Below are 14,116 nucleotides of genomic sequence, written 5' to 3' on the forward strand. Positions count from 1 at the left end.
ATACCACCCCAACAAGGAGGAAGATACTACGAGCATTCTAAGTAAGATGAAGGCTAATAATAACAATAAGGCTAGTTGTGCTCCTTATTGGCTATAACGAGTAAGTTTCACTCCTGCTTTAATATATGAGATGTAAATAAAGAAATAAGGCATTCCCCAGATTTATAACAAAGAGGTACTACATGTAAAAAACTTGCGTCGATGGTGTGTTAGGCCAAGACACTTGAGTCTTGGCATGAAATCAAAGATGTTGACAAGGTTTCCTTCTATTAGCAAATAGTAACAGTTGCCTTGACCACGTATCTGTGCTACCTAATGTATTTAAAAAATCTAACTAACACCTACGAATGTTAATTGTAGATTGAAGCTTAGACTAAGTGATGCTAAATAAGACACTAAAATTTTGTTAAAGTTCATGCCTGAACACGGTAACAGCTTGACGCTTCCTCAATACTTGTCTTAAATCTCTTTATTTATGACATCATTAGTCGTGTAGTTTCACATATTGAATAAACTCATTACATATGTGAACACAATGATCGGTCGATGTAAGATATAATCAATGGTCTCTGATTTTGATAGATGTGTATTACGGCTGGCTTAACTAGGATCTAGCATTGGTAAGAAGATTAATCTCCTACGATCATCACTCACATGCTTGTACTTTACTGTTTTTTTTCCATGCAGCTCAATAAGTGGCTGTATTCGTCGTAGCAATGCAAGTGCGAGTGCGCCCTTACTGAGGGCTCAAATGCTGGCAAGCAAAGAGGTAAATGTATTAGTGGAAATTAAGTGCCCCGAGACCGACATCGGCAGCCAACTTTGCAGTATTAGAAAGCTAAATCGCCTCTAAACAACCTTAAGTAGAAGCAGACCTCATAACAAACAAAAAACGCTCACCTTCTTAAGGTGAGCGTTTTTTGTTTGTTATGAGGTCTGCTTCTACTTAATCTTTTCAATTATACCTTGAAAAGCAGTAGGGTGATTCAGAGCTAAATCAGCCAGGACTTTACGGTTCAAATCAATGCCAGCCTTTTTCAGGCCACCCATGAACTGAGAATAAGATAAACCATGCTCACGAGCACCAGCATTAATACGTTGAATCCATAAGGCACGGAACTCACGCTTCTTGGTTTTGCGGTCGCGATAGGCATACAATAAACCTTTCTCGACTGCATTCTTTGCAACGGTCCAAACATTCTTGCGACGGCCAAAATAGCCTTTCGCTAGTTTCATTACCTTTTTGCGACGATGGCGTGAAGCCACGTTATTCACACTTCTTGGCATAACCTACTTTTTTTGGCGACCGGTGACATAGTTTGTCTTGTAGACCGGGCGCCTGGTGGAAAATAATCAAATCAACAAATCAGAGTGCAGTATATAGGTTGATGAGTTGTCATTAATATCTATACAACCTATCGACCTCGTTCTACACTTTAGATATTCAGCATATCCTTAACCCGATTCATGTCGGCTGAGCTAACAAGCGTAACGTGAGTTAGATTACGCTTTTGCTTGGTAGTCTTCTTGGTGAGAATGTGACTTTTGAAGGCGTGCTTCCGCTTCACCTTGCCCGTTCCGGTGAGCGTAAATCGCTTCTTAGCACCGGATTTCGTCTTTACTTTTGGCATTGTGGTATGAATTGAGAAAAAGGAAATACTGGATCAGTTTGACCAGAGCTTAGCTTGTTTTGAATAACAGAAACTCTACTGTTTATTGAGCCTGTTCTTCTCTGGCTTTAACTTCTTTTAGCTCTTTAGGAGTGCTATCCTTACCATCCTTTCCTCCGTCTTTAGGAGTTGAAGGCTTTGGCTTAGTAACAACAGCAACTTTAGGAGCCAGATATAAAAACATGCGCTTACCTTCTAACTTAGGTAATTGCTCTACTTTGGCTAAGTCTTCGAGGGCCTGCGCAAACTTTAGTAAGAGTATTTCGCCACGCTCTTTGAATACAATAGAGCGTCCTACAAAGTGTACGTATGCCTTGATTTTAGCTCCCTCACGCAAGAACTCTTGGGCGTGCTTGAGTTTGAAGGCAAAATCATGCTCGTCGGTATTGGGCCCGAAACGAATCTCTTTAAGCACCACTTTCGTGGCCTTAGCTTTCATCTCGCGGGTGCGCTTCTTCTGCTCGTACTTGAATTTAGAGTAATCAATGACGCGGCAGACGGGCGGCACAGCCGTCGGCGAGATTTCCACCAAATCCAGGTTCTGTTCCTGGGCTAAGCGGCGGGCCTGCTCAATTGGATAAACACCTTGCTCGATGTTTTCACCGACTAGGCGCACTTCACGAGCCGTAATCTTCTGGTTGATTTTGAACGGCTCCTCCACCTGGGCACGGGGGATGTAGCGGCGATTTGGGGTTGCTATGAGTTGGTCCTCCTTCTGAAAGGTGAGCGAATAATCTTTAGATACTATTAAACTCAACACAATGAGCCGTGATGAGTTTCAATCAGCGGGCAAATATCCGCTTAATTTTTGAATCTAAAAAAGTGACTATATAAAAACATACCCGTTTTACCGCAGAAAACAGCAAAACGGGCATGTTTTATTCTATTTCATCTTACCTGGCGCTTTCCATCATGTCGGCTACTTGACTTTGGAAGCTGCGGATGAAGGCTTCAATCGGCATGCTTCCCACATCTCCTTCGCCATGCTTACGGACGGAAACTATACCGTTTTCTTGCTCCTTCTCCCCTACTATCAACATATAAGGCACTTTCGACATTTCCGAATCCCGAATTTTACGGCCTATTTTTTCATCCCGACTATCCAATGAACCACGTAGTTCGGCTTGCACTAAACGATCGTACACTTGCTGAGCGTAATCTTGGTATTTTTCGGAAATTGGTAACACTGCAAATTGCTCAGGCGAGAGCCAGAGAGGAAAATTGCCGGCGCAATGCTCAATCAGAACAGCTACAAAGCGCTCCAATGACCCGAAAGGAGCACGGTGGATCATCACAGGACGCTTGCGCGAATTGTCAGGCGCTACATATTCTAGTTCGAACCGCTCTGGCAGGTTATAATCAACTTGAATGGTGCCTAGCTGCCACTTGCGGCCCAAAGCATCGCGCACCATGAAGTCAAGCTTAGGGCCATAGAAAGCAGCCTCACCAAGCTCAGTTACCGTTGGAAGGCCTTTTTCAGCGGCAGCTTCTTGAATAGCGCTTTCGGCTAACGCCCAGTTTTCGTCAGATCCAATGTATTTGGTTTTATTCTCCGGATCGCGCAGAGAAATTTGAGCTGTATAGTTCTCAAAGCCTAGTGCTCTAAATACATAAAGCACCAAGTCAATCACTTTAACGAATTCCTCTTTGACCTGATCCGGGCGGCAGAATATGTGGGCATCGTCCTGAGTGAAGCCACGTACCCGAGTAAGACCGTGTAATTCGCCGCTTTGCTCATAGCGGTAAACTGTTCCAAATTCAGCTAATCGCAACGGCAGATCGCGGTACGAGCGGGGTTTCGTTTTGTAAATTTCGCAGTGATGAGGGCAATTCATCGGCTTGAGGAAAAACTCCTCACCGGGATTAGGCGTCTTAATGGGCTGAAATGAGTCGGCGCCGTACTTCTCATAGTGTCCGGAGGTCACATATAGCTCTTTTGAGCCAATATGAGGTGTCACCACGGGCAGATACCCCGCTTTAACTTGGGCACGGCGCATGAATTGCTCCAAGCGCTCGCGCAGGGCTGTTCCTTTTGGTAACCATAGTGGTAGCCCCGCTCCTACTTTCTCCGAAAAAGCAAACAGCTCTAGTTCTTTGCCCAGCTTTCGGTGGTCGCGGCGCTTAGCTTCCTCTAGTCGCTCTAGGTATTCCGTGAGTTCCTTCTGCTTGGGGAAAGTAATGCCATAGATGCGGGTTAGCTGCTTATTTTTTTCATCACCACGCCAAAAAGCCCCAGCCACATTTAGCAGCTTCACTGCTTTGATGGGACTTGTATCGGGGATGTGGGGGCCGCGGCAGAGGTCAGTGAAGTCGCCTTGGGTATAGAAGCTGATGGTGCCATCTTCCAAGCGCTCCAGCAAGTCGAGTTTGTAAGGGTCACCCTTCTCGGTGAAATAAGCAATAGCCTCGGCTTTGGGCACTTCGCGACGTTCGTACTGGCTTTTCTTTTTTGCCAGTTCCAGCATTTTCTGCTCAATCTGGGGGAAATCGTTGGTGGAAATAGTCCGGCCCTCTCCTAGGTCTATATCATAATAGAAACCGTTCTCGATGGCGGGACCGATGCCCAGCTTTACGCCTGGATACAAGGCTTCCAAGGCCTCTGCCATCAGGTGAGCCGAAGAGTGCCAAAACGTATTCTTACCTGCGTCGTCATTCCAGGTTAGAATCTCGAGAGCGGAATTTTCAGTGAGGGGGCGGTGCAGGTCGCGGACTTCGCCATTTACACGGACGCCTAGTGCATTGCGAGCCAGGCCTTCGCTGATGCTAGCGGCCACATCGTAGCCCGTTGCGCCATCTACAAACTGGCGCACGGAGCCATCGGGAAGAGTGATATCAATCATTGCTTAAAAGGAATTTGCTTTACAAACAGCGTTAGCCCGCAAGTTAGTGGGTTAGGATGGACTTGGGGCCACACTTTTCAGCATATGCTGTAACTACAGCATATTGTAGGGGCTTTTTTCCACTCTTGTAGGCGGGTAATCGTATTAGATACATTGTAAAACGCCCCCCAGGATGCTTAGTGCAGCAATGGCAGCGAGCGTTCGATTGGCTCAACAGCTTGACGGACTGGTCGACGGAGCGTATCACCCCGCAACTGACGGGCACGCTCGCCTGCTTTCCATACTCGGTACGTCCAGTGTTTATTGCCTGGGTTCTCGGCTACGAGCAAGCGGTATTGCGCTATTGCCTCCGGAGAGCGGCCCAGAGCCTCGTAGCTTTCAGCAAGCATCTGGCGAGCGTTGGGCAACCGAGAGGCGCGGCGAAGAGCACGCTGTAAGTGCGGCAACGCATCAGCGAAGCGACGTTGCTGGAAGGCTGCAAGGCCCAGTCGGTAATCGGCGCGATATAAGGTTGTGTCGAGTTCCAACGCACGAGTATAGGCGCGTACGGCACTATCAGGGCGGTTTTGCAACTCATGTTGGCGCCCATAGTCGTACCAGAGCGGGCCATGGGCGGGAGCTAAACGCAGGCCGCGGGTGGCATAGACGGCCGCAGCAGCTGGTCGGCGATTCGCGTTAGAAAGAAAAGCCAACTGATGTAGTATCTCGGGCTGCCGTGGGTCGCGGGCAAGGCTAGCACGCAAATAGTCCAATGCTTGGGCTGTATCGGCCAGAGCTGCGTGCGCTAAACCTTTATAAAACAAGGCCGCGGCTAGTTCTGGCTCCTGCTGCAACGCACGGTCCAGGTGGTCAAGGGCATCTTGGGGGTGGCGGGCAGCTAAATGCGTCTCCCCTACTAGTAAGTTCAGCTCGGGGGACGAAAATCCTCGCCTCGATGCCTCGGCAGCAGCGGCCAACGCGGCTTCTAAGCGGTTTTGAGCGCGTAGGGCGCGCGCTTTGATAAAATGGAATTCACCTGGAGCTTCATCTAAACTCAGCGCCTGCTCAATATCAGCAAGGGCTGGGGCTACTTGGTTTGCAGCCAGCCTAAAAGTAGCGCGGCGCGCGTAGAGAGAGGCTTTGCGCGGCTGACGGGCAATGGCGCCCTCCAAGGTTTGGGCTTGCAGCTGGGGGCCACTCTGCACCGTAGCCAGATTTACCATCATGGCGGGTGGGCCAGTAGGTGTCTGATCGCAGGCTGAACATAGAGCGGCCGCGAAAAGCAGAAGCAAAAAACGGCGAAAAGAAGCCACGTAAGCGTGCAAAAATGGATTGATGAGAGTTAGCATCTGCGCAACGGTAGCCTGCTATACAAAAGGCGCATTTGTTTCCCAAAGATAAACCCAACCCTAACAAAGCGAGAGCAACTACAACTACATTGTCATCGGTGACTATTGGCTCAGGTTGACTCTGTACTCTTGCGGTTTTTGCGAGCTAGCTGCTGCAATAAATTTCGACAACGGCGGCTTACTTCTAGTTCCTCACTGGTTACTGGCTCAAGTTTTTGCGACTCAACGAGCACGGCAATGGCCTGATCCAGTTGGCGCTGATTCTGATACACGCGCGCCAGATCGTAGCAGAATTGAATACGCTTGGGATCTAGCTCGTGAGCACGCTTCAGGGCATCAATGGCTTTGTGGCTGCTGGCTCCCGAGGGCATGCCACCCAAAATCAGTTCACTGTATATGCGTTCTAACACATTATAATGATCTACGCGGTAGTGCCAGCGCCCAAGTAGCTGCCAGGTATCGGCCCAATCGGGGCGGCGTGCGACGGCTCGAAAAACGTAGGGCTGCATTTCCTTGTACATGAGCAGGCGGCCGCGGGCGCGTAGCAGCGTTGCCTGGTTTACGAGGGCCAAGGCAACGGCGTAGTTAGCCTCTCCCCCATCCGATTTAATAACAAAGGCTTTGTAGGCGTACTGACCCGACGAGGTGAAGTAAGCCGAGCGCCGGGTTTCGTCGGTGTAGCGCGTGCCAATCCGTACGCTCAGCAAGGCCGCCTGCCACAGGGCTTCGTAATTTTTCGCGTCAATAGACAGCACTTGTTCGTACTTTGCCAATGCTTCCGAATCGAGGTATTTACGCTGTAGTACCCGCGCTTCAGCCATTAGCTTGGCTACGTCCGGCTCTGGGGCGGGAGTCGCCATGCCGCTGCGTCCGCCTAACAGTAGAGCAGCTAGCAATCCAACAAGCCAGAAAATACGGGGCGACAACATATACTAGAGCAGATTTCAGGCGAAGCTCCCGGTTTTTCAGCTCTGTTCAAAAGGCAGCTTTCCTTTCTAATTTTAGAAACGGCATTTATACCAAATTAATCACCTAGAGGGCTTTTTAATTAGTTAATCAAGCTCTGCTCTATTGCAATGGTGGAATTGACTTGTTATAAGATACCCATTTAAAGAAGGCCATAAATCAAATCACCAACAAAAAAGCCCCCCATTACTTCTGGGGGGCTTTTTTGTAGACTAAAACAGCTTCAACTGTGATTTGGGGCGACGCAGAACTGCTTGGGCTCGTTCTACGTCCTCGTTGGTCACCTCCACAGGGCCCGTTAGCTCGGGCAACGACGCTATGGGCTCTGGCGCAGCGGGGCGCGGAATAGTGGCCGGTCCGCGCTTTTTGGCGGCCGCCCGACGCTCCGGCTCCGGGCCTTCGTCGGTGAGCAGATTCAAAGAATGGATTTTATAGTAAGTGAGCTTATTGCCAGCCGCTTTCCATCCTTTCACGTCAATGAACGAGTGCAGGGGTAGCTTTTCGACTTCGCGGTCCGCTTTCTTGTCGCGCTGTATCTTCATTTCCACAAGCGGCTCAGGGTTAGCCGTTACAACAAGGAGTTTGGAACCTTTGCTTTCCGAAATAAAGGAGAAGCGCTTCTCTAGCGTGCTCGTTTCGATTTTGAAGCGCTTCACGTAGTGCATCTTTGTTTCGCCTTCCATATACACGGCGCTGAGCACTGTATCGGGCTCTAGCTTGCGAAGCAGCAAAATATTGGGCATATCGAAGTGGTGGGCCGGATCGGGAGATTTCAGTTCGTAGCTGCCGTCTTTGTAAACAATCAGCACCGTGTTATCCGTGTCGAAGGTGCCTAGGTAACGGCCGTGGCCGGCGGTGTTGAGGCGACCTACCACGCTGTCGAAGAACATCTCGCGGCCGCCCAATGTGGAGTCACCGAGGGCCTCCTGCTTGATGCGCTTGATGGGTTGTTTGGTTACGATGTTGCCCTGCGAGCCTTTACCTTTAATGGCCAGCTCCGCGAAGTCAAACTCGAATTGCTTCACCCGCGCTGGTGCTTTGTCGGAGAGCTGTATGCTCACAATTTCCGACTCGGAGTTGGGGTTGGCGGTGAGGTAGAGCACTTTGGAGTTTTTGCCCCCCTTGGTCAGATCGTAGGTTTTATCGCGGGTGATGCCCGTTACGAGGAAGCGCTTGGCGTAGGTCACGCCCGAGGGACCATCCTGGTACATCATGTTGTACACCAGGCGGTCGTCGTTCTTGTTGTACACGCCCACGTGCAGGATATCCTTGCCTACAAAGGTCTTTTCGGCAATACGCGTGACCATAAACGAGCCGTCACGGCGGATGGCGATGATATCGTCGAGGTCGGAGCAGTCGCAGACGAATTCGTCCTTTTTTAGGCCGAAGCCCACGAAACCGTCTTGTCGGTTCACGTAAAGCTTCTGGTTGGCTACGGCTACTTTTTGGGCCGTTACCACGTCGAAGGTGCGAAGCTGAGTTTTGCGCTCGCGGCCGGCACCGTATTTCTTCAGCAAGCCATCGAAATAGCTGATGGCGTAGCGCGTGATGTTGGCCAGGTGGTCGGCGACTTCTGCCAGTTCGGTTTCCAGCTTCTGGATATACTCGTCGGCTTTGAAGCTATCGAACTTCGAGATGCGCTTGATGCGAATCTCGGTCAGGCGCGTGAGGTCTTCTTGGGTGATAGCCCGACGCAGCACAATGCGTGTGTCGTTGGCCTTCATCTTCTCCCCTTCCACGCGCACAAACTTCTTCAAGCCAGCGTCAATTGTTTCCAGAATATCATCCCATGTTTCGCACTCCTCAATCTTGCGGTAAATGCGATTCTCGATGAAGATTTTTTCCAGTGAAGCCGAGTGCCACTTCTCGTGCAGCTCATCTTGCCGAATTTCCAACTCCCGCTCCAAGAGCCGCACCGTTTTCTGGGTGCTTAGGCGCAGCATATCCTCTACGCCTACGAAGCGCGGCTTGTCCTTGATAATAACGCAGGTGTTGGGCGAAATTGAGATTTCACAATCCGTGAAGGCGTAAAGCGCGTCCATGGTGAGGTCGGGCGACACGCCGGTGGGCAGGTGCACCTGAATCTCGACCTCAGCGGCCGTGTTATCGACTACCTTCTTGATCTTTATCTTATTGGCTTCCGACGCTTTTACGATACTTTCCATCAGCGCCGTAGTGGTGGTGCCGTAGGGAATGTCGCGAATGACCAACATGGTTTTGTCGGCCTTCTCGATGGTGGCGCGCAGACGAATTTTTGCCCCCCGCTGCCCGGAGTTATAGTTAGTAATGTCACAAAGCCCCCCGGTAGAGAAATCCGGAAACAACTGAATGTCGCGGCCCCGTAACACGTCGATGCTGGCTTTGCACAGCTCGCGGAAGTTGTGGGGCATAATCTTGGTGCTCAGGCCTACGGCAATGCCTTCGACGCCCTGGGCCAGCAGGAGCGGAAACTTGACGGGCAGCGTGGTGGGCTCGCGCTTGCGGCCGTCGTAGCTCATCTGCCAGTCGGTGATGTCGGGATTAAACACCACATCGAGGGCAAACTTGGACAGGCGCGCCTCAATGTAACGCGGTGCGGCCGCGCCGTCGCCGGTCCGGATGTCGCCCCAGTTACCCTGGGTTTCGATTAATAAGTCTTTCTGCCCCAGATTCACCATGGCGTCGCCGATGGAGGCGTCGCCGTGGGGGTGATATTGCATGGTTTGCCCAATGACGTTGGCTACTTTATTGAAGCGGCCATCGTCCATTTCCTTCATAGCGTGCAAGATGCGGCGCTGCACTGGCTTCAAGCCATCTTCAATGGCGGGTACGGCGCGCTCCAGAATCACGTAGGAGGCGTAGTCCAGAAACCAGTTCTGGTACATGCCCGCCACGGTAGCTACATCGTGAATGGTTTCGCCGGGGGCAAACTTAGGCTCCTCCTCGGTTTCTTCCGTTACGGGTGTAGGCTCGGTCGTGACGTGCACGTCATCGGACGACTCAGACAACAGCAGTTCGCCGGAAGCACTTACTACAAACTCGGGCGCATCTGTTTCCGATGGACCATCAGCATCCTCGGGTGCGGCCGAGTCTGACCCAAACTCAAAGGAGTCGCCGGCGCCAAATAGGTTGGGCTGCTCTTCCTGATTCGGATCTTGGGGGTTCTTCTCTTCTGACACAGTGGGGTGTGGCGCTTGCCACGCTTAATGTTCTTGTACCTCTCTTCCAGCCGGAGGGCCAAAAGGCTTTTCACTAAAGGACCTGTCTGTAGTAGATCACACAGGCAAAAAACGTAGGAGTCAACTCATAGAGTTTGGGTAAAAGCTACGAATAAAATCAGCAGGGCTGTGCTTACAGGCACAACTAGCTGATGTATCAAAAGTACCGTTAGCTACGCAGAACGCAATATTTGTAATGCGTAGCAAGCTCATAAAGTTCCCAATAATATTAGCCAAACACAAGTGTAAACTTAACTTTTTATGGCTTGGAACAGGTTTTATCTACTCAATGATGTTGGCAAGTAGCACAGTTTATACTAAAAAAATTAGTCAAATATAGAACTCAGTCAATCATTAATATCTTTTGAGCTGAGTGTGGCTTGACCTTAAGTAAAGTGAAGGCCTCAGCCTTCTTTGCTTATTCATAATATCAAACAAGCAGTATCTTTCATTTAACAAGTAGGTAGCCGCTCGGTTCCCTCCCATCTACATCTGCTTTTCTTATGCTGGATTTAGTTATCAATGCACGTCAAGCGTCCATTAGTGCTGGATTTGACGTACGGCGCATTCTTCCCTTTCGGGAGCGGCGCATGGTAGGTCCGTTCATTTTCATGGATCATGCTGGGCCCGTTGGCTTACCCGCTGAACAGCTACAGTCTCTGGACGTACTGCCGCATCCCCACATTGGATTGTCGACAGTGAGCTACTTGTTTGGCGGGCAAGTGATGCACCGCGACAGTTTGGGCGTGGAGCAAATTATCCGGCCGGGCGAGGTAAACTGGATGACGGCGGGTAGTGGCATTGCCCACTCCGAGCGCTTTGAGGACCCCGCCACACTGAGCGGCGGGCAGTTGGAAATGATTCAAACGTGGGTGGCTTTGCCCGAAGCCGATGAGGAAACGGCCCCCAGCTTCAAAAATTATCAGCCCCAAGAGCTGCCCATCTTCACCGATTCGGGGGTGTGGATGCGCCTGATTGCGGGCGACGCGTTTGGGCTGCGCAATGGCGTAAGCACCCATTCGCCCCTATTTTATTTGCATGTGGTGTTGCAGCCAGGTACCCGCTTTGGCATGCCGCGGGGCCATCAGGAGCGTGGCGCTTACGTAGCCAAAGGGCAGATCGAGGTGAGCGGCCACCGCTACTCGGAGGGGCAGCTGCTGGTGTTTACGCCGGGCCAAGACCCCGTCATTGTAGCCCTAGAAGCCAGCACGCTTATGCTGCTGGGGGGCGAAAATGTGGGTCCGCGCTTTATCTGGTGGAACTTCGTGTCGTCGCGGCGGGAGCGGATTGAGCAGGCTAAGGCCGATTGGCAAGCGGGCCGCATTGCTCTGCCTCCGACTGATAATGCGGAGTTTATTCCCCTTCCTAATGACCGCTCCCGCCCCGCTCAATCGGCGGCGCCGGAGCCGCTGTCATAGGGTGGTTATTGCTTTAGGAATTGGTTTACTCTCTATGCTATGCTGGGGGCAAATAGCTGCTTGGTGCAGGCAACTGTTACCCGCCCACTATGCATCAAATGATAAAGGGGAAGAAATCCGTCCTTTGCGAGCTTCTGCACTAACAAGAAGACTCGATACGTCCGCTTACCTCAGCCACTACACCTCCCCAAACTGTGCGCTTCTTCCTCAACTCATTGCCAGTCCTTGTGACCTTGGCCATCGTCGTTTCTGCTAATGCTCAACAACCTGCCGCTGCCAGCTACCGCGCCACGGAGCGCCGGGTGAACGACTTAGTCCATACCAAGCTGGACTTACAATTCGACTACGCCAAACGCTACGCCTACGGCAAGGAATGGCTGACACTGAAGCCTCACGCCTACCCCACCGATTCCTTGCGCCTCGACGCCAAGGGCATGGATATTAAAATGGTGGCTCTGGTAAACGGCTCATCAATGCAGCCGCTGAAATACACGTATGCTGATGAGCAAAACCTGCGAGTAAACCTGGGCAAAGAAATGCCCCCCAGCGCGGCGTACACCATCTACATCGAGTACACAGCCAAGCCCGACGAGGCCAAGGTGAAGGGCAGCGCCGCTATTTCAGAAGCCAAAGGCCTGTACTTCATCAATCCCGATAGCGCCGTGGCTGGTAAGCCCGTGCAGATCTGGACCCAGGGCGAGACCGAAGGCTCGTCGGTATGGTTCCCGACCATCGACCGGCCCAATCAAAAAACGACCTCGGAAATCAGCCTGACCGTACCAAGCAAGTATGTGACGCTGAGCAACGGCGCCCTCACCAGCCAGAAGCCGGCTGGGGCTGGCCTGCGCACCGACACCTGGAAGATGGAACAGCCTCATGCTCCTTACCTCTTTATGTTGGCCGTCGGCGACTTCCGCATTACTAAGGATTCGTGGCGGGGCAAGGAAGTAAGCTATTACCTGGAGCCGCAGTACGCCGACCAGGCCCGGGCCATATTTGGCAAGACCCCGCAGATGCTGGAATTCTTCTCCCAGCGCCTCGGTGTGGTATATCCCTGGAATAAATATGCCCAGGTTGTAGCGCGCGATTACGTGGCCGGGGCCATGGAAAACACGACGGCTTCCCTGTTTGGCGAACAGGCCCAGGGTACCGCCCGCGAACTGCTCGACTGGGAATACGCGGGCGTGGAGCGCGAAATTGCCCACGAAATCTTCCATCACTGGTTTGGTGACTACGTGACGGCCGAAAGCTGGAGCAACCTGACCGTGAATGAGTCGTTTGCCAACTTCTGCGAAATAATCTGGGCCGAACACGCTTACGGCCCCGATGCCGGCGCCGCCCAAGCTGACCTAAGCTTGCGCAAGTACTTACGTACGCCAGATAACTACACGAAACCCTTAGTTCGCTTTCAGTATGCCGACAAAGAGGACATGTTTGATGGCGTGACCTACCAGAAAGGTGGCAGCATTCTGAACATGCTGCGTTCCTATTTGGGCGAAGAAGTGTTCTTCCGGGGCTTGCAGCGCTACCTCACCCAAAATGCCTTCGGGACGGGCGAGGCCCACCAGTTGCGCCTGGCCCTCGAAGAAGTATCAGGCCAGGACTTGAACTGGTTTTTTAAACAATGGTATTACGGAGCAGGCCACCCCGTGGTTACCATTGACTACCAATGGGATGCGACCCGCAAGCGGCAGGCTGTAATAGTACGCCAAACCCAAGCTGGGGGGCTTTTTACGTTGCCGCTCACTGTGGATGTATACACCGGCGGCCGAGCTCAGCGCTACCCCGCTACCCTACGGCACGCCGTAGATACGCTCTACTTTCCGGCCCTTGCTAAACCCGAGCTAGTCAATGTAGACGCCGCTAAAGTGCAGGTATGGCAGAAGCAGGACAATAAATCGTTGGCCGAATATGCGTATCAGCAACGCCATGCCCCGCATTACCTCGACCGGCGCGAGGCTATAAATGCTGCACAAGCCAAAGCAACCGACCCGGTAGCCCGCAAAATATTGGTAGCTGGCCTCAGAGATAAATCGCCCAGTCTGCGGCAGTTGGCAGTGGAAGCCCTCAACCTAAAAAATGCCCCCCAGCGTCGAGAAGCCGCGCCAGTCCTGGCAAAGCTAGCGGCCACCGACTCATCGGTGCAGGTGCGCGCGGCGGCGCTAACGGCGCTAGGCACACTTAAGGATAAGCGCTATGGCAAGCTTTTTACCCAAAGCCTCGCCAGCAAATCGTACAGGGTGCAAGGGGCGGCGCTGCTGGGGTTGCTGCCGCTTCAGCCGAAGGAAGCGCTGGCCCGCGCCACGGCTTTCGAGGCCGATAACAAAGGGGCGTTGACCGTGGCTTTGGTGAACGTATATGGGCAAGCAGGCGGCTCGGCCCAGTGGCCGCTCATCCGAAGCAAGTATGACGCAGCTGAACCCAATGGCCGTTTCGAGATGCTATCCGGCATTATACCGATGCTAGGTCGCCTCGAAGACCCAACGGCGTTGACTGAAGGCGTTACCCGTATAAAAGACCTAGCTGTGAAATTCAAAGCATTTGGCGTTGCCGAACCAGTCATTGGCGGCCTCAAGCAGATACAGCAACAGCAAGCCGCGCGGCCAACTGCGGCCCAGACGCAGGCATTGGTAGAATCAGCTATAAAAGAGATTCAGGAGGCAAAGTAGCGCGACTTTTCACCTCATAACTAGTGAA

Annotated in this window: 8 protein-coding genes and 1 pseudogene; 2 read left to right on the forward strand and 7 right to left on the reverse strand. The window is 52.0% G+C overall.

The genetic code is table 11. From position 1 onward, the window contains the following. Nucleotides 1-942 precede the first annotated feature (942 nt). From rplT to ACW9KT_RS21095, 7 genes and pseudogenes are all read right to left on the reverse strand, one after another. Nucleotides 943-1,287, reverse strand: coding sequence for a 50S ribosomal protein L20 (rplT, locus tag ACW9KT_RS21065; protein WP_084447465.1), 345 nt, complete (start codon nt 1,285-1,287; stop codon nt 943-945). 149 nt (nt 1,288-1,436) lie between these two features. After that, nucleotides 1,437-1,631: a 50S ribosomal protein L35 gene (rpmI, locus tag ACW9KT_RS21070; protein WP_187312636.1), complete on the reverse strand. Its 195-nt coding sequence runs from the start codon at nt 1,629-1,631 to the stop codon at nt 1,437-1,439. A 181-nt stretch (nt 1,632-1,812) separates the two neighbouring features. After that, a pseudogene (gene infC, locus ACW9KT_RS21075) lies at nt 1,813-2,370 on the reverse strand (translation initiation factor IF-3); the annotation flags it as partial. Between the two features lie 193 nt (nt 2,371-2,563). Further along, entirely contained in the window at nt 2,564-4,510 is a 1,947-nt protein-coding gene (gene thrS / locus ACW9KT_RS21080; RefSeq protein WP_457084132.1) for a threonine--tRNA ligase, read from the reverse strand. A gap of 176 nt (nt 4,511-4,686) precedes the next feature. Beyond that, nucleotides 4,687-5,838: a tetratricopeptide repeat protein gene (locus tag ACW9KT_RS21085; RefSeq protein WP_457084134.1), complete on the reverse strand. Its 1,152-nt coding sequence runs from the start codon at nt 5,836-5,838 to the stop codon at nt 4,687-4,689. Between the two features lie 110 nt (nt 5,839-5,948). Then, entirely contained in the window at nt 5,949-6,767 is an 819-nt protein-coding gene (locus ACW9KT_RS21090) for a tetratricopeptide repeat protein (RefSeq protein WP_457084136.1), read from the reverse strand. Nucleotides 6,768-7,016: 249 nt separating this feature from the next. Next, nucleotides 7,017-9,770, reverse strand: a complete 2,754-nt coding sequence (locus tag ACW9KT_RS21095; protein WP_457084377.1) for a DNA gyrase/topoisomerase IV subunit A — start codon at nt 9,768-9,770, stop codon at nt 7,017-7,019. Nucleotides 9,771-10,504: 734 nt separating this feature from the next. Here ACW9KT_RS21095 and ACW9KT_RS21100 point away from each other — a divergent pair. Together ACW9KT_RS21100 and ACW9KT_RS21105 are read left to right on the forward strand one after the other, a co-directional pair. Beyond that, nucleotides 10,505-11,419, forward strand: coding sequence for a pirin family protein (locus tag ACW9KT_RS21100; protein WP_457084138.1), 915 nt, complete (start codon nt 10,505-10,507; stop codon nt 11,417-11,419). Nucleotides 11,420-11,613: 194 nt separating this feature from the next. Beyond that, entirely contained in the window at nt 11,614-14,088 is a 2,475-nt protein-coding gene (locus ACW9KT_RS21105; RefSeq protein ID WP_457084140.1) for a M1 family metallopeptidase, read from the forward strand. Nucleotides 14,089-14,116: the final 28 nt, after the last annotated feature.

Source organism: Hymenobacter sp. HD11105, assembly GCF_054051685.1.

What these genes read in the sequence shown, in the direction of transcription:
- rplT (WP_084447465.1), bottom strand. Translation starts at nt 1,287, where the DNA reads ATGCCAAGAAGTGTGAATAACGTGGCTTCACGCCATCGTCGCAAAAAG.
- rpmI (WP_187312636.1), bottom strand. Translation starts at nt 1,631, where the DNA reads ATGCCAAAAGTAAAGACGAAATCCGGTGCTAAGAAGCGATTTACGCTC.
- thrS (WP_457084132.1), bottom strand. Translation starts at nt 4,510, where the DNA reads ATGATTGATATCACTCTTCCCGATGGCTCCGTGCGCCAGTTTGTAGAT.
- ACW9KT_RS21085 (WP_457084134.1), bottom strand. Translation starts at nt 5,838, where the DNA reads ATGCTAACTCTCATCAATCCATTTTTGCACGCTTACGTGGCTTCTTTT.
- ACW9KT_RS21090 (WP_457084136.1), bottom strand. Translation starts at nt 6,767, where the DNA reads ATGTTGTCGCCCCGTATTTTCTGGCTTGTTGGATTGCTAGCTGCTCTA.
- ACW9KT_RS21100 (WP_457084138.1), top strand. Translation starts at nt 10,505, where the DNA reads ATGCTGGATTTAGTTATCAATGCACGTCAAGCGTCCATTAGTGCTGGA.